20 protein-coding genes and 1 tRNA gene are annotated in these 22,099 nt (G+C 28.7%); 18 read left to right on the top strand and 3 right to left on the bottom strand.

From position 1 onward, the window contains the following. Positions 1 to 55: 55 nt before the first annotated feature. The 9 genes from gcvH (at position 56) to hisJ (ending at position 7,348) form a co-directional block, all read left to right on the top strand. On the top strand, positions 56 to 433 hold the full coding sequence (gcvH, locus tag KGF41_RS11295) for a glycine cleavage system protein GcvH (RefSeq protein ID WP_003418363.1): 378 nt from the start codon (positions 56 to 58) through the stop codon (positions 431 to 433). Positions 434 to 545: 112 nt separating this feature from the next. Next, positions 546 to 2,474 (top strand): corrinoid activation/regeneration protein AcsV, encoded by a 1,929-nt coding sequence (gene acsV / locus KGF41_RS11290; protein WP_227829477.1) that lies wholly within the window; start codon positions 546 to 548, stop codon positions 2,472 to 2,474. 67 nt (positions 2,475 to 2,541) lie between these two features. After that, positions 2,542 to 3,414 carry a radical SAM protein gene (locus KGF41_RS11285; RefSeq protein ID WP_227829478.1) on the top strand — a complete coding sequence of 291 codons (873 nt, stop codon included), beginning with the start codon at positions 2,542 to 2,544 and terminating at the stop codon, positions 3,412 to 3,414. After that, positions 3,411 to 4,349: a radical SAM protein gene (locus KGF41_RS11280; RefSeq protein ID WP_227829479.1), complete on the top strand. Its 939-nt coding sequence runs from the start codon at positions 3,411 to 3,413 to the stop codon at positions 4,347 to 4,349. Before KGF41_RS11285 ends, KGF41_RS11280 begins: the two co-directional genes overlap by 4 nt. 46 nt (positions 4,350 to 4,395) lie before the next feature. After that, a complete protein-coding gene (locus KGF41_RS11275; protein WP_227829480.1) occupies positions 4,396 to 5,211 on the top strand; it encodes a lipoate--protein ligase family protein in 816 nt (271 codons plus the stop codon). A gap of 150 nt (positions 5,212 to 5,361) precedes the next feature. Further along, positions 5,362 to 5,553 (top strand): CooT family nickel-binding protein, encoded by a 192-nt coding sequence (locus KGF41_RS11270; protein ID WP_227433438.1) that lies wholly within the window; start codon positions 5,362 to 5,364, stop codon positions 5,551 to 5,553. 18 nt (positions 5,554 to 5,571) lie between these two features. Next, positions 5,572 to 5,988, top strand: a complete 417-nt coding sequence (locus KGF41_RS11265; RefSeq protein WP_227433437.1) for a DUF3842 family protein — start codon at positions 5,572 to 5,574, stop codon at positions 5,986 to 5,988. Positions 5,989 to 6,003: 15 nt separating this feature from the next. Beyond that, positions 6,004 to 6,357 (top strand): zinc transporter, encoded by a 354-nt coding sequence (locus tag KGF41_RS11260; RefSeq protein ID WP_227829481.1) that lies wholly within the window; start codon positions 6,004 to 6,006, stop codon positions 6,355 to 6,357. A gap of 211 nt (positions 6,358 to 6,568) precedes the next feature. Then, complete coding sequence (hisJ, locus tag KGF41_RS11255; RefSeq protein ID WP_227829482.1) at positions 6,569 to 7,348, top strand: histidinol-phosphatase HisJ; 780 nt, start codon at positions 6,569 to 6,571, stop codon at positions 7,346 to 7,348. Positions 7,349 to 7,582: 234 nt separating this feature from the next. On the opposite strand, the gene KGF41_RS11250 is transcribed toward hisJ, so the two are convergent. Next, positions 7,583 to 8,461, bottom strand: a complete 879-nt coding sequence (locus KGF41_RS11250; RefSeq protein ID WP_227829483.1) for a DUF4300 family protein — start codon at positions 8,459 to 8,461, stop codon at positions 7,583 to 7,585. 553 nt (positions 8,462 to 9,014) lie between these two features. On the opposite strand from KGF41_RS11250, the gene KGF41_RS11245 reads away from it, so the two are divergent. After that, the gene (locus KGF41_RS11245) at positions 9,015 to 9,527 is read left to right on the top strand and encodes a hypothetical protein (protein WP_227829484.1); all 513 of its coding nucleotides are present in this window, start codon (positions 9,015 to 9,017) and stop codon (positions 9,525 to 9,527) included. A 373-nt stretch (positions 9,528 to 9,900) separates the two neighbouring features. Here KGF41_RS11245 and KGF41_RS11240 read toward each other — a convergent pair whose 3' ends face one another. Beyond that, positions 9,901 to 10,998 carry a pyridoxal-phosphate-dependent aminotransferase family protein gene (locus KGF41_RS11240; protein WP_227829485.1) on the bottom strand — a complete coding sequence of 366 codons (1,098 nt, stop codon included), beginning with the start codon at positions 10,996 to 10,998 and terminating at the stop codon, positions 9,901 to 9,903. Positions 10,999 to 11,288: 290 nt separating this feature from the next. Between KGF41_RS11240 and glpK the strand changes: the two genes are divergently transcribed. Both glpK and KGF41_RS11230 read left to right on the top strand, forming a co-directional pair. Beyond that, a complete protein-coding gene (glpK, locus tag KGF41_RS11235; RefSeq protein WP_227829486.1) occupies positions 11,289 to 12,815 on the top strand; it encodes a glycerol kinase GlpK in 1,527 nt (508 codons plus the stop codon). A gap of 39 nt (positions 12,816 to 12,854) precedes the next feature. Beyond that, positions 12,855 to 13,973, top strand: a complete 1,119-nt coding sequence (locus KGF41_RS11230) for an ethanolamine utilization protein EutH (RefSeq protein WP_227829487.1) — start codon at positions 12,855 to 12,857, stop codon at positions 13,971 to 13,973. Between the two features lie 108 nt (positions 13,974 to 14,081). Here the strand turns inward: KGF41_RS11230 and KGF41_RS11225 are convergent, their stop codons facing one another. Continuing rightward, positions 14,082 to 14,846, bottom strand: coding sequence for a DeoR/GlpR family DNA-binding transcription regulator (locus KGF41_RS11225; protein ID WP_227829488.1), 765 nt, complete (start codon positions 14,844 to 14,846; stop codon positions 14,082 to 14,084). Between the two features lie 259 nt (positions 14,847 to 15,105). Here KGF41_RS11225 and KGF41_RS11220 point away from each other — a divergent pair. From KGF41_RS11220 to KGF41_RS11195, 6 genes are all read left to right on the top strand, one after another. After that, positions 15,106 to 15,196 (top strand) — tRNA-Ser (locus tag KGF41_RS11220). 95 nt (positions 15,197 to 15,291) lie between these two features. Next, a complete protein-coding gene (locus KGF41_RS11215; protein WP_227829489.1) occupies positions 15,292 to 16,080 on the top strand; it encodes a flagellar motor protein in 789 nt (262 codons plus the stop codon). 20 nt (positions 16,081 to 16,100) lie between these two features. Next, a complete protein-coding gene (locus tag KGF41_RS11210; RefSeq protein WP_227842783.1) occupies positions 16,101 to 16,841 on the top strand; it encodes a flagellar motor protein MotB in 741 nt (246 codons plus the stop codon). 179 nt (positions 16,842 to 17,020) lie between these two features. Continuing rightward, the gene (locus tag KGF41_RS11205; RefSeq protein ID WP_227829491.1) at positions 17,021 to 17,395 is read left to right on the top strand and encodes a hypothetical protein; all 375 of its coding nucleotides are present in this window, start codon (positions 17,021 to 17,023) and stop codon (positions 17,393 to 17,395) included. A 92-nt stretch (positions 17,396 to 17,487) separates the two neighbouring features. Then, on the top strand, positions 17,488 to 18,948 hold the full coding sequence (locus tag KGF41_RS11200) for an extracellular solute-binding protein (RefSeq protein WP_227856665.1): 1,461 nt from the start codon (positions 17,488 to 17,490) through the stop codon (positions 18,946 to 18,948). 50 nt (positions 18,949 to 18,998) lie between these two features. After that, on the top strand, positions 18,999 to 22,028 hold the full coding sequence (locus KGF41_RS11195; RefSeq protein ID WP_227856664.1) for an EAL domain-containing protein: 3,030 nt from the start codon (positions 18,999 to 19,001) through the stop codon (positions 22,026 to 22,028). The last annotated feature ends 71 nt before the right edge of the window (positions 22,029 to 22,099 follow it).

Genomic DNA, 22,099 nt, shown 5'->3' with positions numbered 1-22,099 from the left:
TATTAATATGATTTAAATAAATTAATCAATAATATAATATTGGGGGTCTATCGAAATGAAATTATTACCAGAATTAAAATACTCTAAAGATCATGAATGGGTAAAAGTAATTGATGGAGATGTTGTATATATAGGTATAACAGATTATGCTCAAGATCAATTAGGAGAAATATTATTTGTTGAAACACCAGAAGTAGAAGATACTGTAACTAAGGGAGTAGATTTTGGAGTAGTTGAATCTTCTAAAGTAGCTTCTGATTTAATATCTCCTGTTAATGGTGAAGTATTAGAAGTTAATGAAAAATTAGAAGATGAGCCAGAATGTATAAATGAAGACCCATACGAAAACTGGATATTAAAAGTAAAACTAGCTGATGTTGCTGAGCTTGATACATTATTAAGTGATAAAGAATATGAGGCTGGATTAGAATAATTAAAGACTAGGGATGTTATTATAATTGGGGAAAGTATAGTAAAATTTGAGTGCACGCAAATTTAGCTATACTTTCCTTTTATAATATATAGAACAAATTGGGAGGGATATCATGATAAAGGTAAATTTTATGCCAAACAATAAAGAAGTTTATTGTAACGAGGGGGATATATTACTAGAAGTAGCAAGAAATGCAGATATATTCATAGATGCTCCTTGTAATGGAAATGTATCTTGTGGTAAATGTAAGGTGAAGTTGTTAAAAGGTAAGGTTGATACAGAAAAAACAAGACATATAACAGATAACGAATGGGAGCAAGGTTATATATTAGCTTGTTGTACAAAAGTAATCTCAGATATAGAAATTGAAGTTCCTTCTAAAGTATCATCTTCTATGCATGGTATGAAGATAGAAGGTAGTAATAAACAAAAAGATAGAGGACTTTTTGAGAGAGCTAAAAAAATAATAGAAAAGCATAACTTACAATTTAAGACAAATATAAAGAAGAAATACATAGAAATGGAAGAACCAAACTTAGATGATAATATAAGTGATGTAGATAGATTAGAAAGACATGTTAGAAATCATCTGGGGTACAATGAAATAGATTTTAGATTAGATATACTTAGAAAGATGCCAACGATATTTAGAAAGAGCGATTTCAAAGTTACAATAACATATGTTCAAAAACAAAAGAAACTTACAATCATAAATATAGAAGAAGGAAATAAGGAAAATTCTCTGTATGGAGTTGCAATAGATATTGGTACAACTTCGGTAGTTGTATGTTTAGTAGACTTATATTCAAAAGAAGTAGTAGATAAAGCATCATCTGGAAATGCTCAGATAAAATATGGAGCAGATGTTATAAATAGAATTATATATTCGGCTAAGAAAAACGGATTAGAAACTTTACACAAAGCTATAGTTGATGAAACTATAAATCCTCTATTAAAAACATTATATGAAAGAAATGGCATAAATAAGGAGGATGTAGTCACTTTAGTAGCTGCTGGAAACACAACTATGACAAGTTTATTTTTAGGAGTGTATACAGACTTTTTAAGACAAGAACCTTATATACCTCCATTTTTAAAATCTCCAAAACTTATGGGTGAAAATGTAGGCCTTTTTGTAAATGACAGTGCATATGTGTACTTAGCTCCATCTGTAGCAAGTTATGTAGGAGGAGACATAACAGCAGGGGTATTATCAGCAGGGATATGGTCAAGTGAAGAAAATGTTTTATTTATAGATTTAGGTACCAATGGAGAGATAGTATTTGGAAATCAAGACTATATGATGAGCTGTGCATGTTCAGCAGGTCCTGCATTTGAAGGTGGAGGCATAAGCTGTGGAATGAGAGCATCAGCAGGAGCAATAGAAAAGGTGGCTATTGATAAAGAAACTTTAGAGCCTACATTAAAAATAATAGATGAATGTGCGCCAGTTGGTATATGTGGTTCTGGTATAATTGATTTAATTTGCCAAATGATTACTAAGGGTGTAATAGATAGAAGAGGTAAGATATACAGAGATTTAAACAATAAGAGAGTTAGATTTAATGAACATGAAATAGGAGAGTATGTATTAGCATTTAAAGAAGAATTTGATTTGGAGAATGATATAGTAGTAAATGAAGTGGACATAGATAATTTCATTAGAGCTAAAGGAGCTATATATTCAGGAGCATATACTCTTGTAGATAGCTTGGGTATGGATTTTAGTATATTAGATAGAGTTTATATAGCAGGTGGTATAGGAAATAACTTAGATATAGAAAATTCAATAATTATAGGATTACTTCCTGATATCGATAGAGAGAAATTTACTTATATAGGAAATAGTTCACTTGTTGGTTCTTACTTGGCTCTTATAAGTAAAGATGCCAAAAATAAACTTGAAGAAATAGGTAGACAAATAACTTATGTTGAACTTAGTGTTTATCCAAGTTACATGGACGAATTTATTTCTGCATGCTTCTTACCACATACAAATATAGAGCAGTTCCCAACTGCAAAACAGCTACTAGAAGAGTAAAATATCAAAATATAAATGCATAGATAGAGGAGTAAAACATAAAAACATTACTGTAGAGGATTAAATTATGTATAAGGATTTGTCTGAAAAAATAAGAACTGCGTTTGACATTAAATTAAGTAATTTCGGAAATGAGATAGAGTTTGCTTATCCTAATCAGACGCTAGCTCTTAGTACGACAAGTAATAAGTGTAGTCTTAAATGTGCTCATTGTAATGGTCACTATTTAGAAAATATGATACCAATTGAGGATTATGAAGAAAAAGTTAAATCAAGAAATATAACTAGTTTTTTATTAAGTGGTGGTTGTAGTTATGAAGGTGATGTCCCAATAAATACTCATATACAGACCATTAAAGAATTAAAGGAACAAGGCTACAGATTAAATGCTCATTTAGGGCTTATGGATAAAGAGAGTATTATAGAATTATGTAAGTATTTAGATATGGTTTCTTTCGACTTGGTGTTTGATAAAGAAACTATAAAAGAAGTTTATAAAATGGATAAAAGCAAAGACGATTATATTAAAACTTACAATACAATAAGAGAAAATACAGAAGTAGCACCACATATATGTATTGGTTTAAAAGGAGGAAAAGTAAAAGGTGAGTATGAGATTATAGAATACTTACAAAAAAATCCTCCTAATAAACTGACATTTATAGTTCTTATTCCCACAAGAGGTACTGAATATGAAAATGTAGAACCTCCTAAGTTGGAAGAAGTAGCAGATGTTTTATGTGAAGCGAGAATTAATTTACCAAATACAGAGATTAACCTAGGTTGTATGAGACCTAGAGGCGTATATAGAAAAGAGTTAGACCAATTAGCTATAATGTGTGGAGTTAATAAAATAGTTCTGCCATCAAAATCTGCTAAGAACAAGGCTATAGATATGAATATGACAATAACTGAATGTAAGGAGTGTTGCGTTTTATGATTAGACTATCATCAGGAACAGCAATAGAACTTGGAATATTAAATAAAAAAAGCGATATACCTCCTACTACAGCATATATAATGATTGGGGAAAAATGTATAAACAAATGTAGTTTTTGTTCTCAATCAATAGAAAGCAGTACTAGAAAAGATAAATTATCAAGAGTAGTTTGGCCAGAGTATTCTAAAGAGGAAATACTGGATGCTTTGAGAGCATATAAGGGAAAAAATATAAAGAGAATATGTATACAATCAATGGCAAGTGAAGAGGCACATAAATCTGTCTTAGATTTTATAAATTATATAAATGGTAAAATAGATATGCCTATTTCATTGTCTGCAAAGTTAGAAAGTGATGAAGAAATAAATAAGTTTTTTTCTGCTGGAGTAGATAAAATAGGAATAGCGATAGATGTAGCAAATAAGGAATTATATGAAAAAATAAAAGGATATAATTATTATGAAAAATTGAATTTTATAACAAAAATGTCAAAGTTATATCCTAATAAAATCAGCACACATATAATTGTTGGTATGGGAGAAAGTCATGAAGATATATACAACTTATATACTTATTTAAAGAAGAACAATATAACTGTTAGTTTATTTGCATTTACTCCAGTTAGAGGAACTAAAATGGAAAAAATAAGTCAACCAAATATAGAAAGTTACAGAAGAGTACAGCTAATGTCCTATATGGTAAATAAAGATTATTCACAAGAATACTTTGAATTTAAAAATGGATACTTAGAGAATATAAAACTCGATGATGAGATTGTATCAGATATAAACAGGGGTTACCCTTTTGAAATAAGAGGCTGTAAGGATTGTAATAGACCGTATTATAATGAAAGACCAGGAAGTACTATATATAATTATTCAAGACCTTTAAATCAAGATGAGATAGATTTGTCTATAAGAGAACTAAATCTGTAAATGATTTCTTGAATATATTTATACTAAAGATTGGGGCGTAATAATCATGAATCAGTGGAGAGTTATACATAATAAATCATATGATGGTGCAATGAATATGGCAATTGATGAAGCTATATTCACTGCATATAAAAAAGGCTGTGTGAAGCCAACACTTAGATTTTACACTTGGAAGCCAGCTTGCTTGAGTGTAGGATATTTTCAAAAACTTGAAGATGAGGTAGATTTGGATAAGTGTAAGTGCATGAATATAGACTGTGTCAGAAGAATCACAGGAGGAAGAGCTGTATTACATGATAATGAGCTAACTTATAGTATAATTATAGGAGAAGATAATCCTTTAATTGATAAAAGTATAAATCTATCTTATAGATATATAAGTGAAGGTTTAGTTAGAGGATTGAATTTAAGTGGTATAGAAACAGATAACTTAAATAGTGGAGAGAGAATAGGTAGAGAAAATTTATCAGCTGCATGCTTTAATGCACATGCATCATATGAAGTTACTATTAATAATAAAAAGGTTATTGGAAGTGCTCAAAGTAGAAAAGATGGTGTTTTGTTACAGCATGGTTCAATAATAATGGATTTTGATGTAGAAAAATTGTTTAAATTAATAAAGACTAAAACACCAGAACTAAAGGAAAGAGCAATGAAATTTACAGCTAAAAAGGCCAGTGGAATAGAGAATGAAATTGGTAAAAAAATAGACATAGATACTCTACAAGCTAATCTAATAAAAGGACTGGCTAGTCAATTTAATGTTGAGTTTGTAGAAGAAGAATTGACTGATTATGAAAAGCAATTAGCTGAAGAATTATATAAAAAATACAAGGATGAAGAGTATAATAAAAAGCGTTAACTTTAATTGACTTTAGGCAAATTAAAGTGATATACTTAAGGTATAATAATATACAAAAATTGAAATCATGAAGGTTTCTTTGGTGTATTGAAATACCTGAGGAAGTCTTTTTTTGATTTTTAATAAAAATCATATTAGGAGGAGATTTATATGTGTGAATCATCAGCTTTCATTTGTAAGAATAACAATGAATTAGAAAAGGTTATGGAAAATGTGGTTAATATAGACCCTTGTGATGGAAAGATTTATTTAACTGATTTATTAGGAGAACAAAAAATAATAGATGGAATAATTAAAGAAATAAGATTGATGGACCATAAGATAATAATACAAGAAAATTAATTAATAGGGGAATTTCATATGATAATAGCAGTGATAGATGGAATGGGTGGAGGTATAGGAGCCCAGATAGTTTCTTCTTTGAGAGAAGAATTACCTACATATGTAGAAATTTATGCACTAGGAACTAATTCTATAGCAACTAGTTCTATGATGAAGGCTCATGCTAATAAAGGAGCTACAGGGGAAAATGCTATAGTAGTATCAGCTAGAAAAGCCAATATAATAGTTGCACCTATTTCTGTAATAATACCTAATTCTATGATGGGGGAAGTCACTTGTAATATAAGTGAAGCTATTGCAGATAGTGAGGCACTTAAGATACTTTTACCTATTATGCCAGAAAATATAGAGTTAGTTGGATTAGAAGGTAAACCATTAGCACTACTTGTAAAAGATTCTGTTAATGTTATAAAAAAAGAATTTAATATAAAATAACAGGGGGAATAACTAATGATGTTTGATAAAGAGATTGTAAGATACCACCATGGGCACCATGACCATGACGACCATTGCCATGAACATACTCATGGAGATATATGTCACGAACATCCACACGACCATACTCATGACCACGAACACGAACATAATCATGAAGAATCATCAGAGTCTAAAGATGAGAAAACTTTAAAAATACTTTTAGTGCATTGGATAAATCACAATGAGACTCATGAAGAAGGATTTAGAGAGTGGGTAGAAAAGGCCAGAGCTATTGGAAAAGAAGAAACTGCAAAGAGTATTGAAAAAGCTATAGAGTGTATGGAAGAAGCAAATAAAATGTTATTAGAGGCTAAAAAACATATGTAAATATGATTGTTAAAATCGCTTATATATTTTGATATAGGCGATTTTTTATGTTTTATTGATATTTAATTATTGAAATTTCTAATGAGTATGTACTATACTTTAATGAGGAAATTTATTATAGACTGAGTTATTTAATATATCTCCGCCTTTAAAAGTTACTGAAGGCAGTTAAGTATACGTAGTTCAATTTAATAAAAGGAGAGCATTAGTTATGAAAGATGGTCATATACATTCACCTTATTGTCCTCATGGAAGTAAGGATGATTTTGAAAAATATATACAAAGGGCAATTGATGTTGGTCTAACAGAAATGACATTTACAGAGCATTTTCCATATCCAGAGGGATTTAAAGACCCTGCACCCGAAAATGATAGTTGCATGAATCTTGAAAATTTATCAAATTACCTTAATGATGTTAAAAATTTTAAGCAAAAATATGAGGGTAAAATTAAGATAAATGTAGGAGCGGAAGTAGATTTTCTTGAAGGTTATGAAGAAGGCATAAAAAACAATTTAGATAAATATGGTGATGAATTAGAGGATTCTCTATTATCAGTACATATAATTAAAATTGATGGTGATTATTGTTGTGTAGACTATAGTGTAGAAGAGTTTCAAAATCTGATTGATAAGCTTGGAAGCATTGAAGCTGTTTATAATAAATATTATGAAGCATTAATAAAAGCTGTAAATGCTGACTTGGGTACATATAAACCAAAGAGAATAGGTCATTTAAATTTAGTTAGAAAGTTTAATCAAGTATTTCCATATGATTATGAAGGAAATAAAGTTCTTGAAGAATTAATAAAGTTAGTTAAAGAAAAAGGATATGAACTTGACTACAATGTTTCTGGAAACAGAAAAAAATACTGTAAAGAGCCTTATGTAGATGGATACTTATTAGAATTAGCAAAAAAATATGATATTCCATTGGTTTTGGGCTCAGATTCTCACTGTGCAGAAGAAATAAATAATTATGATATAGGCTAAAGATGTATATATTATAATCTTAAAGTTATGATAATTTATATTTTTAAAGTATTTATTTAAAAGACTGTAAGTAGATTTATGTAAAATAAATCTACTTACAGTCTTTTTGTTAAATTAGAAAATATCTATAGATTTGTTCAGTATTAGAGTTTCACAATTAATATTTTTTCGTTGATATTAGCCTACTTTTACTTATCTTAACAATCATAAAGATAATTTTAATGTTTAGAAATATTACTGCATAAGTTTATCATTTTCCATTATTATTGGGTCTAGTAATTCTACATCTCCTTCTGACATCTTTAATCTATTGAACATATAATTTTTCACATCTTTTTTACTTTTGAACTTAGTAACTTGGTAAGGGGATGTAGAACCATATTTTTCTATAAATAAAATATCTTTATCAGTCTTGATACATATACCTGTATGACCTATAAATACATTTTTAGTTTCTGGATAACGAAGAAATCCACTTATAATAGACATATTTTTATTATCTTTAAAAGATATTTTTCTTTTTTTCCATTCTTTTTTTATTTGTTCTGCATTTTTATTTATATCATCTGTGTATTGAGTTGGTATTGCAGAAAAAAAGTTAATAAATTTTTCTACATCCTTTGAGCTAAATTTTGCATCTCTATTATTCATTATAGTATCTAAATCAATACTTAAATCGATAGAATCTCCAGTAAACTTCTCTTTTGAGTTTATGAAATCTTTAAAAAGTCTAAAAGCTGTTATTCTGCAATTTACATCCATATAGTTAGGAAACTTTTCCATCCAGTTATCTTGTAATTTATCTAAATTATATGGAACCTGCTTTGTGTTAATTGAACTATATCCAGACTTAGATATATTTACATTGTCTTGAAGTATTTTAATTTGAAGTTTGTTGTAGCTCCTAACTGATTTAATAAAAATATCAATATTTTTCTTATCTACTCTATTTTCTTCTAATACATTTTTTACTTGATTTTGTGTCTTTTTATCTATCATGTTTGAGTATACTAATCTGTTATTATCTTTAATAGTTGAATATGCAAAGATTGTAAGCATGCTTGATAACACTAAAACAACTGACAATATTGCTATTAGTAAATTTTTTCTCATCTGTTTTTCTCCTTTATAAATTTATTTTGTCGACATATTTATAGTATATAGTACATTTAATTTTAGCTTCAACATGTTTTTAATTACAAAACTGTTGTAAAAAATATAACTTTATTTAAAACTTTTTTTTAATATATAAAAATATATACTAAATAGGGGTATGTATTTTTTGAATTTTCAACTAATTTATTTGGATATTGATTATATGATTTTATAAGTCAAAAATAAGTAAACTATCAATGAAATATATAGTGAGATTAGTTTTTTGAATGTAGTATTTTTAGTAAATAAGTAGGTTTGAGACATATGATAAATTTTATTTTATTAAAAACAAAGTTTATTAAGTTCAATAAATACAATATTAGAGTAATTAAAAAGTTTAAAAATTTTATTTTTTTAATTCAACTATTCCCCAAAAAGGCAGGTTTTAAGGAAGAGTTAAATTAAAAAGTTTGGTTACATAATAGTAATTTTAGTTACAAGAATGAAACTGTAAAAATTAGATTTTTATTTATATAATTTCACTAAGAACATTTAATTTAGGAGGTAAAATATGAAGTTAAAAAAATTAAAAACTGGTATGGTCATGGCATTGACAATAATAGCTATTGGGACGTCATTGATAAATGTATCAGCTATGGAATTAAACAGGAGTGAAGAATTTGAGATTAAGTACAGTGAAATGAAAAAAGAATTTCAAGAAGAGTATGGAAAGGAAGATGAATTCAAAGTCGTATTAGATGATGAATTTACAAAAGAAGAAGTAAATGGAGCTAAAGGGATTATAAAGACAACTAATAAAATGAATAATGAAGTTGTAGTTTTAAATTATTTTGATGAAATGAAATCAGGAATTGAATTTGAATTAAAACCAAAAGCTGAAAAAAATGCAATTTTAAGAGCTGAGTTTCAACAGGGATATGGAAAGGAAGATAAATTTAAAGTTGTACTAGATGATGAATTCACAAAAGAAGAGGTAAATGGAGCTAAAGGGATTATAAAGACAACAGATAAAGAAACAGGTGAAGTCATTGTATATAATTACTTTGATGAGCTTGAAAAGTAATATTTAAAGTATTTAATAAAAAAAGAACTAAATTTAAAAGTATATAGTATTATGTATAGATTTTAAACTTATAATAATCTGTGCATTTAAATAGCCGAATTGTATCAAAAATATAAAAGAATCAAATATAAAAAGAGTTAAATATAAAAAGAATTGTATCAAAATAAATTTTTAATATAGGGGTGAACTTTACATATTAGAGTTCACCCTTATAAAAAAATATAAAACAACATTTGCCTATATTTAATGTTCAAGTATATTTTTGAATATGTTTATATAGAGTGACTATTTATAGATAGTTGTTATTTACAGGCTATAATCTAGTTTAACTTTAGATATTTACATAGTTTTTTTATTTCTGGTCTTTAGATATTTATATGGCCTTTTTAATTTCTAGTTTTGATTTTAAAATATCAAGGAATTTATAACAATCGTCTGGATAAATTTCTCCCATATTTGCAACTTGGAACATATTATCATCTAGAAATTTACCTTTTCCTGGATATACCACATAACCATTTTCTTCTTCTAGTTCTAATATAAATCTATTTATATCGATTTCTTTAGGAAGAAATACAGACGTAACAGTATTAGACATATACTTATCTGGAAGTAAAAATGTTAGACCTAGTTCTTCCATACCATTTCTTAAAATAGCAGAACATTCTTTATATCTTTCTATCTTACTGTCATCTTCTAAAAATTCAGTTAAAGCTTCATTAAGGGCAAATATTAAAGTGACATTAGGTGTATTTGGTGTTTGAGAAGATAATTTTGCAAGCTTATAATGTTTGTAAAGGCTAAGATACACATTTTTACATTGACTTTCTTTAATATTTTGTAAAACGCTTTCTTTAGCACAAAGGTATGCAGAGCCTGGAAATGCTCCAAGGGCTTTACCACCAACACCTGTTATTATATCTATATTAAACTCATCAACATCAATGTATTCACCAGCAGATGCACTTATTGCATCAACAAAAAATATTTTGTTATATTTTTTTGCAAGTTTTCCTAATTCAGGCACAGGATTTATCATTCCTGAACTAGTCTCATGAAATACCATAGCAATTACTTTTATGTCAGGATTTTCAAGTAAGTACTTTTCTAAAATATCTAAGTCTGGATATTCAGCCCATTTAAAGTCTGGCTTGTAGGTTTTAACACTATAAGCAGATAATATTTCTTCTAGCCTTTCTCCAAATACACCATTACTAACTAATAAAGCAGCATCTTCTTTGTCAAATATAGAAGATAATACACATTCATTTACAGATGTTCCAGAGCCAGATACAACTAGAGAATAATAATCATAAGTTGCATTATATAATTTACTGATTTTTTGCTGTGTATCTTTAAATAAATTCATGAATTCATTTCCCCTATGACATATATCATAGTGAAGAAGTGAATTTCTAACCCTATCTGTAACCATTACTGGCCCAGGACTAAATAGATATGTTTTTTTCATTGCAAATCCCCCTTAAAGTTTAATTTAAATTTTAGAATGACTGTTTATGTGTGGATATTAAAAGTTTATGTGTTAATTTAACTAGATTATAGAATATAATTAATGATATTGCAACAATGTTTTAATTAAAATACTTTAATAATCAAAAAAAGTAAAAAATACAAAAAATATTGTAATAAATATTGTATAAATCCCCAAAATGATATAGAATATAAATAAGTTAAATAGATTTTATATTCGAAAAATAATAAAAAGTCTATTAATTCTGAAAATAAAGGGGGACGTTTAAAGTGAAATATGTATTAGCAATTGATCAAGGAACAACAGGAACAAGAGCAGTATTAATAAATGAAAAATCAGAGTTTGTTTTTAGTGATTATATGGAACATACTCAAATCTACCCACAATCTGGATACGTCGAACATGACCCTATAGAAATTTGGAATAACACAAAAACTGTAAGTAATAATGTACTACAACAAGCTTTTAAAAGTGGAATAGACGAAAGTGATATAAAGGGAATCGGTATAGATAATCAAGGTGAAACAGTAATGCTATGGGATAAAAATACAGGTATGCCACTATACAATGCAATAGTATGGCAGTGCAGAAGAACCTATGATTATGTTGAAAATTTAAAGAACATACCAGGATTGGAAAATAAGATAATAGATAAAACAGGACTAATCATAGACCCTTATTTTTCAGGGACAAAAATTAAGTGGATAATAGATAATGTAAAAGGTGTAAAAGAAAAAATCAAAAGTGGAGAAGTCCTTGCAGGAACATTAGATAGCTGGTTAATTTGGAAAATGACAGGAGGAAAGTTTTTTTTAACTGATGTTTCTACAGCAGCAAGAACCATGCTTTTTAATATAAGAGATATGGATTGGGATAGAGAATTACTTGATATTATAGGAGTTCCTAGAAGTATTTTAGCAGATATAATGCCTACAAGTGGTGATTTTGGGACCACAGATAAAGAGGCATTTTGTGGTGTATCAATAAAAATTACTGCTTCAATGGTTGACCAGCCAGCAGCTCTATTTGGAAATGGATGCTTTGAGCCAGGTATGGTTAAAAATACTTATGGAACAGGATGTTTCTTATATATGAATATAGGTGAAGAGCTGAATATAGCGGGGAATGGTATATTAACAACTGTTGCCTGGAAAATAGGAAACAAAATTACATATGCTTATGATGGTGGAGTATATATAGCAGGTGCTGCAATACAGTGGCTTAGAGATGGAATTGGAGTTATAAAAAATTACTCAGAAACTGATGATATGGCTAACTCAATACCAAGTACTGGTGGTGTATATTTTGTTCCAGCATTTGCAGGGATTGCAGCGCCTTATTGGGACCAATATGCAAGAGGTACAATGGTTGGTATAACAGGAAGTACTAAAAAAGAACATATAGTAAGAGCTACTCTTGAATCTGTTGCACTTCAGGTTAAAGATGTTGTTGACTCTATGAATTTAGCTTCAGGAAAAGATATAAAAATGCTAAGGGTGGATGGCGGAATTACAAAAAACAATTTTACAATGCAGTTTCAATCCGATATATTAGATATACCAATTGAAATTGCAGAAAATCCTGAGACAACAGTGCTTGGAGTAGGATATATGGCAGGTCTTTCCTGTGGTGTTTGGAATAGCATTGATGAAATTAGAAATGAGTTTACAATAAGCAAAAAATACACTCCAAATATGACCAAACAAAAAAGAGAAGAAATTTTGCTTGGATGGAATCAAGCAGTAAAAAGAGCTATGAATTGGGAAAACGATACCAGAAAGATGTGTGCTAATTAAAGTACAACATAGTATTTACATGTATAGGAGGAATTAAATATGCCCTTTGATAAAGTTATATTATATATAATGGCTGTAGGGGTGCTTTTAGGAGCATTAGATAGGATAATTGGAAATAAATTTGGGCTTGGTGAACAATTTGAAGAAGGCTTTAATTCAATGGGTCCACTAGCTTTAGGGATGGTTGGTATAGTATGTCTAGCTCCAGTTATCTCAAATGTATTAGGCCCTGTAATAATACCGATATTCAATTTATGTGGAGCAGACCCATCTATGTTTGCAACTATATTAGCAAATGATATGGGAGGGTATCCATTAGCGATGGAACTTGCACACAATAAAGAAGCAGGGATGCTTGCAGGATTAGTTGTATCGTCAATGCTTGGATGTACACTTGTATTTTCAATCCCAGTAGGATTAGGTCTTATAGAATATGAAGACAGACCATTTTTTGCAAAAGGGTTATTAATAGGGTTAATAACAATACCTTTTGGAGGGATTGTAGGAGGAGTGATAGCAGGATTTAATTTATCAATGGTGATTATAAATATGGTGCCAGTAATAATATTAGCAGTATTATTAGCAATAGGTTTGAAAGTAAATTCAACACTTATGATAAAGGGGTCTTTAGTTTTTGGAAAAATTATATCTATATTGATAACGATAGGATTAGGTGCAGCAGCATTTCAAGAAATAACAGGTATAGTACTTATAAAAGGAATGACACCTATAAGAGAAGGTATTCAAGTAATTGGAAGTATTGCAATAGTATTGTTGGGTACTTTTCCTATACTACATTTATTAGTTAAAGTTTTAAATAAACCACTTACAGCAGTAGGTGGAAAATTAGGTATGGATGCAACAAGTGCAGCAGGATTAGTTTTCACTTTAGCTAATAGTATTCCAGTGTATAAAATGATGAAAGACATGAGCCCAAAAGGAAAAGTAGTAAATACTGCATGGTTAGTCTGTGCAACAGCAGCACTAGGTGATCACCTAGGATTTACAGCAGGAGTAGTTCCAGAGATGATTACACCTGTTGTAATTGGAAAGCTAGTTGGTGGGGTATTGGCGATTGCACTTGCTATGGTAATGACAAAAGATTTAACAGCAGAAGAAGAGCAAAGTAGTAAAATGAAAAAAGATATAGTGACATAGCAAAGGCATAGTATAGTTTAGGTACAAATGGAGCTAAATAAATAATTATTTGGCTCCTTAACTTTAATCAATGATATTTTATAAGGAATTAAAAATCAATAATACAAACTAATTATCAGCGATGACTAAAGGTATTCCTTTTTGAGAAAATTCTATAATTATATCGTGGTCTATACTAGCAGATGTAATAATAGTATCTATATGTTCTATAGGAGCAACTGAAGCAAATGAATTTATTCCAAACTTAGGTGGCTCAACAACTACTATTGACTTTCTAGACCTTTCAATCATTTTTTTTCGAACAAGTGATTCTTCTAAATGATAGTCAGAAATACCATTTTCAAGTGTAATACCTCCAGCACCTAAAATTGCCTTATCAACATTAAATTGTTCAATTGCTGCTAATGTAAGTGGTCCAGAAAAAGAACCTTCAGTTTCTCTAAGATATCCACCAAGTACATATACTTTTATATTAGTATTCATAAGTTCATTTGCAACCAAAATTGAGTTAGTTATTACAGTTAAGTTTTTTTTGTCTTTTAAATTTTTTGCAACTTCAAGGACAGTAGTTCCAGTATCCATGAAAATAGTGTCATTTGTGTTTATAAGTTCACTACATTTAAGAGCAATTTGTTTTTTATCATTTGAATTTATCTTTTTTCTTTTAACATAGTTAAGTTCTACGCTACTTGCTATAACTGGTATAGCACCACCATAAACTCTTTTTAAAAGTCCAATACTTTCCATATGTGCTAAGTCTCTTCGAGCTGTTTCTATTGATATATCAAACATTTGGACTATGTCATTTATTTTAATTATATTATCTGATTCGAGAATACTTAAAATTTTCTCATATCTTTCCTGTGGTAACATGGAAAATCCTCCTTGGATTAATATTATTTTAGTTTTAAGCATAACTTATGATGAATTAAGGATTTATGTCTATATGTTAATGTGTGTATATTTAGTAAATAATATTATAAGCGTTATGCAAGATAATTTTACCATATTTCAAACTTACATTTAAGTAAAAAAGTGAAAATAGATATTTAATGACTTAAAATACCTTAAATTTCATAAATTAATTGACTAAAATATAATTTTATTATATAATTTAATTGCATAGAAATACGGAGAAGTACTCAAGTGGCTCAAGAGGATCCCCTGCTAAGGGATTAGGCTGGGTAACCGGTGCGAGGGTTCGAATCCCTCCTTCTCCGCCAATTATCAAAGGCTATTCTTGTTGAAGGTAGTCTTTTTTGTAATGTCTATTAATAAAAACAACCTAGCAGACATGATTAAAGAAAGGAGGGAATATATGACAACTTTAATTTTCTTTATAGTGGGAATAGCATCTTTAGTGGTTGCTTTCGTTATTGATGGGGGACACATTGGAGCATTATTTGTATTCTCATCGGCACTTGTTGTTTTTGGTGGAACTATAGGAGCTGTTGGTGCTTCAACACCATTTCCTGTGTTCAAAAAATCCATAAAGATAATGTTGTTAGCCTTTAAAAATAAAAAGCCTAACAATATAGAAAATATAGTTTATTTTAAAGAAATTGCAATCAAAGCCAGAAAAGAAGGTCTTCTTAGTATTGATAAAGAAATAAGCGAAAATGATGAATTGGACCCATTTATTAGAAAAGGTCTTGAACTTATGGTAGACGGCGTTGATGCAGCTACAATAAGAAATATATTAGAATCTCAGATACAGATAACATCAAAAAGACATAAAGAAGGAATAGCAATATTCGATTCAGCAGGAGGGTATGCACCTACACTGGGAATCATAGGTACAGTTATGGGATTAGTACATATTTTAGGAAACCTTTCGAGTAATCCAGATGCACTTGGACCTCAGATATCTGTAGCGTTTTTAGCTACTTTATATGGTGTTGGTTCCGCCAATTTAATTTGGTTACCAATAGCATCAAAGCTTAAAGCTATAAATCAACAAGAAACTAATGAAAGACTTTTAGTAATAGAAGCGATACTATCTATACTTGAGGGCGATAATTCTAATTTAATGACAGAAAAATTAAAGATATTTTTAAATTCAAAAGAATTAATTGAACTTGGAGAAGCTGATGGTAGAGTTGAATAATATAAAAGGATGGAATATTTATGTTACATGATGAAGACGAAAAAGAAGAAAATAATGAGCGATGGCTTTTAACTTATTCCGACCTCATAACATTACTTATGATTTTCTTTGTCATAATGTATTCTATGAGTAATGTCGATGCAGAGAAATATAAACAATTATCTCAATCTTTAAGTTCTGCATTTGGTGGTTCTTCTGGAGTTATTGAAGGTGGACAAAGTAAAATAGAACCAGTAGTTGATCCAAACAATAATAATCTAGATAGTTTACAAAATCCTGAGTTTAAAGAAGTTGCTGAAAATATTCAAAATTATTTAAATGAAAGTGGATTGGCAAATTCGGTATCATTAAAAGCTCAAGATAGAGGACTAGTAATAAGTCTTAAAGATACTATCTTATTTGATACGGGAAAAGCTGTTATAATAAATGATTCTAGAGATAAGATTATTCAAATAGGTAAGATGTTAAATGAAATGAATAGTTATATAAGAGTAGAAGGTCATACAGATAACCTATCTATAAAAAATTCTGAATTTAAATCTAATTGGGATTTATCAGTCATGAGAGCAACCAATGTTGTCCAACTTCTTATTGATAGTTCAGGTATTGCACCAAATAAGTTGTCTGCTGTAGGATATGGTGAATTCAGACCAATAGCTGATAATTCATCTCCAGATGGCAGATCAAAAAACAGAAGAGTTGATATAGTCTTGGTTGATAGTAAGTTTGATGATGTAGAAAATGTTGGAGAAAATAAATAGTTAAATAAGCTATCTCAATACAGAATTATTTCTAATAAGGGATAGCTTTTTTATGCGAAAATTAAAAATAGATGGTTAGTAAGTTACCTTTTTGTGAGAATATATGGTATCTTAAATATATAATATTTAAATTATGAAAGGACTCAATTTTAAAATTGATATCAAAGGTGAGTAAATAAATGGGTAATAAGAATAAAAATACAAAATATAAAGATAAAACAAGGGCAAGGTATAATAAAAAGGTTGAAACTTTAAATAAAGAGAAGTTAAAAGAATCTAATAAACAACATAAAAAAGAAGACAAGATTACTGCTATTATTAATAAATCTAGTATTGTATTATGTGTTCTTTTAGTAATATTTTCTTTACTTTATCTGTTTAAGTTAGTTCAGCTTAATATAATAATGACACTTTTAGTAATTACAGTGGCTATTCAACAAGGTTTGGTATCATTTGGTGCATTTAGAGAGAAGAATTATGCTAAAGGTATATTTTCAATATTTGTAATCATTTGTTTTCTAGTTGCTTTTAAATATACTGTTAGTCCTATTTAAATATATCAGTAAATATTTTATAATTAATATAAGTAATTAAGTTACGGTTTTAATGCTATAATAAATCTTATACATTTGAAGGAGTCGATTTTATGAATAGGAGTGGATTTGTAAAATTAATTATCACATCAATGATTGTTTTATTACTTACAGGGTGTGATTTGAAAAAGGAAGAGAGCTATAAACTAGATCCAGAAAATCCGACATCAATAGAAATTTGGCATTATTATAATGGACAGCAAAAAATGGCGTTTGATAAGCTAGTTAAGGAATTTAATGACACTGTAGGTGCTGAAAAAGGAATTATTGTTGAAGCGTTTAGTCAGGGAAATGTAGTTGATTTATCTGAAAAGGTGTTAGATTCTGCTAATAAAAAGGTTGGTTCTGAAGAGGTCCCAAATGTTTTTGCAGCATACTCAGATACTGCATATGAAATGGATAAATTAGAACTATTAGTAGATATTGGCAAGTACATAAGTAAAGATGAATTAAATGAGTATATAGAAGAATATGTAGATGAGGGTAGACTAAATTCTGATAACAAATTTAAGCTTTTTCCGATTGCAAAGTCTACTGAGATTTTGATGTTAAACAAGACAGATTGGGATAAGTTTGCCAAAGCAACAAATTCAAATATAAATGATATACAAACAATTGAAGGATTAGTAGAGACATCAAAGAAATACTATGAATGGACAGATAGTTTAACAAAAGAGCCTAATGATGGTAAAGCATTTTTTGGAAGAGATGCTCTAGCAAATTATATTATTATAGGAAGTAAGCAGTTAGGAGTAGAAATTTTTTCAGTGAAAGATGGAAAAGTTACACTAAATCTTGATGAAAAGGTTATGAAAAAATTATGGGATAATTTTTATGTCCCATATATAAATGGATATTTTGCATCTTATGGTAAATTCCGTTCTGATGATGCAAAAACAGGAGATATACTAGCTCTTGTTGGGTCTAGCTCAGGAGCATCATATTTTCCAGATGAAGTAATGTTAAATGATAATGAGAGTTATAAAATTGAGACGTCTGTATTTCAAGCTCCACGTTTTAAAGATAAAGAAAAATATGCTGTACAACAAGGGGCAGGAATGGCTGTAACAAAATCTACTAAAGAAGAAGAATATGCATCAGTAGAATTTTTAAAATGGTTTACAGATAAAGAGTCTAATATAAAATTCTCTATTGCTTCTGGATACTTACCAGTAAAGAAAAAAACCAATGATTTGAATGTTATAAAGGATGTCATGAATAAAGATGATTTAAAGGTATCAAGTAAAGTTGAAAGTTCAATTGTTTCATCTATTGAACAAATTAATAGTTGTAAGTTGTACACTAATAAAGCATTTGATGGTGGGACAAAAGCTAGACAAATCCTTGAGTATTCAATGATTGATAAGGCCAAAGAAGATTTAAAGAAAATAAATGAATTAATAAAAAATGGAACCTCTAAAGAGAATGCAGTAGCACAATTTAATAATGATGAAAATTTTTCAGAATGGTTTTTGAATTTTAAGACTGAGCTTGAAAATGCTGTAAAAGAGTAGGTGAATTGGCAACGTGTACCAAAATGCACAAAGGTATGGGTGGAATAAATATGGAAAATAATCTAAAAAACAATAACTCAATAATGAAAAAGATGATATTTCCTCTAATTATTGTTATGCTAATTCAAACAAGTTTATTTTGTGCCACAATTTTATGGGGAGGAACTATTAAAAAACTAAATGACAATTCATTTGACATTTTAAATGAAAGAGTAATTAATCGTAAAAATTATATACAAAATGAGATGTTACAAAGATGGTCAAAGACAAGCGAGACAGAACTAGCTATTAACTCATCTGTAAAAAAGGTTTTAGATGAAAATAATGCCTCAATTAAAGATGTGGGTATCAACGAAGAAATTAATAAAGAAATTATAAAAAATATATCAAAAGATTTAATATATCTTTTGAGAAAAAATTCTGTTACAGGTTCTTTCATAATTTTAAATAACAAAGATATTGAAGATGATTCAATAAATAGTAAAGATGAAATAAGTAGGACAGGATTGTATATAAGAGATTTAGACCCTAAATTTAATCCCAATGATAATTCTGATTTACTAATTGAAAGAGGCTCTTCAGAGATAGCAAGAAATTTTGGAATATCTATGGATAGTTATTGGGCTCCAAAGTTTTCCTTTAAAAGTGAAAATGAGCGAAAAGGAGATAATTTCTTTTATAAACCATTTAGAGCTGCAATTGATAATCCAAATACATCAAGTTCTAATTTAGGATATTGGGGAAGTCAGTTCTTATTAACAAGTGCAGGAGATAGAGTTATAACATATTCAGTTCCTCTTATTTATGAAGATGGAACTGTATATGGAGTACTTGGAATAGATTTAGGTATAAATTATTTAAGAGAGTTACTTCCATATGGGGAGATAAATGAGAATAAAAAAGGTAATTATATTTTAGGTGTAGATAGAAATGATGATTTGGCATTTGAAAATGTTGTTTCAAATGGGTATACATTTAAAGAAAAATTTTGGGATGGTTTACATTCCAACCTTGAGCAAAAAGAATCTTATAAAAATGTATATAAAGTCAAAAATGAAGATGATGGTAAAATTAAAGAAAGTACTTATGCTAGTGTACAATATTTAGATTTATACAATTCCAATACTCCATTTGAAAATGAGCGTTGGGCTCTTTTGGGAATTATTGAAGAAAAAAGTTTATTGTGTTTTTCAAAAAGAGTGGAAACCTTGGTAATAGTGTCTGTTGCAGTTTCCTTAGTGATAGGGCTTATAGGTATTTATATTGCTTCAAGATTGTTTACAAAACCAATTGTTCTTTTGGTTAATAAAGTTAGAAATAGTAATCCATCAAAACCAGTAAATCTTGATAAAATAAACATATCTGAAATAGATGAATTATCTTCAGCTATAGAGCTACTTAGTGCAAATGTTGCAGATTCCTCATCAAAATTATCACAAATTATTGAAATGGCAGATATGCCAATTGGAGCTTTTGAATTATATAAAAATGGAGATAATGTTTTTTGCACAAAAGGATTTTTTAGTATATTTGCTACGGAAGATGAATTTCAAGAATATGGATATATATCGAAAAGTAAATTTTTAAAAAAAATGAAGGAAATGGATACATATTTACAGAAAAATTATAAGACAGAAAATATATACATATATAAATTTGAGTCTAAAGATAAAAAGTCTAAGTGGATAAGATTAAATCTTGTTGAAGACGATTTAAAGATATTAGGTGTTGTTGTTGATGTTACAAAAGAGTTTATTGAGAAAATGAAAATTGAGTATGAAAGAGATTTTGATATTTTAACAAATCTTCTAAACAGGAGAGCTTTTTATTCACAAGTACGAGAAAAATTTGAAAACAAAGAAGAGCTTAAAATAGCTGCATTTATAATGTGGGATTTAGATAATTTAAAATATATTAATGACACCTATGGCCATGATGCTGGTGATGAATATATTAGATGTGCAGCAGATATACTTAAAAAGTTTATATCATGGAATGGCATAGTTTCTAGACTTTCAGGGGATGAGTTTTATGTATTCATATATGGGTATGAAAGTAAAGATAGTATAAGAACTATTATTAACTCTGTTAAGACACAGATGAATAATACCTTATTAAAGCTTCATGATGGAACAGAATTTAAAATAAGAGCATCAGCAGGAATTTCTTGGTATCCTAGCGATTCAACTAACTATGATGAACTAATGAAATATGCAGATTTTGCTATGTATCAAATTAAAAATACAATTAAAGGCGAAGTAAGTGAATTTGATATTAATATATATAATAAAGATTCATTCTTGTTGCATAATAGAGAAGAGTTAAATAAATTAATTGATGGTCAATTGGTTGAATATGCATTTCAGCCTATTGTGGATTGTAAAGGTGAAGTATTTGCATATGAAGCACTTATGAGACCAAAAATGGAAACTTTTAGTTCTCCAATGGATGTTATTAGATTAGCTCGTTCACAGTCTAAATTATATCAAATCGAACGTATCACATGGTTCAAAGCACTTAAATCTTTTAAGAGATATAGGGAAAAATTTGGAGTGTGTAAATTATTCTTAAACTCTATACCAAATAATAATTTATCAAAAGTTGATTTTGAAGATATAGAAGATTTATATGGTAATTATCTAAATAGGGTAGTGTTAGAAATAACAGAGAATGATAAGATTAGTGAAGATTTTATTGATAAAAAGAAAGTATATATAAATAATTGGAATATAGAAATCGCTTTAGATGATTTTGGAACAGGTTACAATGGTGATGCTGTATTATTGTATATAATGCCAAATTATGTGAAGATTGATATGTCTATTGTAAGAGGTATTGACAAAGATGAAGACAGGAAAAAAATACTAAAAAATCTTATTTCATATTCTAAAGAAAGAAACATTAAAGTTATAGCAGAAGGTGTAGAAACCAAAAGTGAAATGGAGGCATTAGTAGCCATTGGAATAGATTATATTCAAGGATATTACGTTGGTAAACCAGAATTTGTTCCTCAAGATATAAGTGATAAAATTAAACAGGAACTCAAGATATGTTATGAAAATAGAGATGATATAGTTTAATAGAAGAAAAATTAAATGTATTTTAAGGATACTTTTAGTTTATAATTAAAAAAGAAAATAAGATGATTATA

It is taken from the genome of Clostridioides sp. ZZV14-6150 (assembly GCF_020657875.1).
GTDB lineage: Bacteria > Bacillota > Clostridia > Peptostreptococcales > Peptostreptococcaceae > Clostridioides.
Note: the sequence above shows the minus strand (reverse complement) of the source record. Positions and strands in the feature narration are given on the sequence as shown.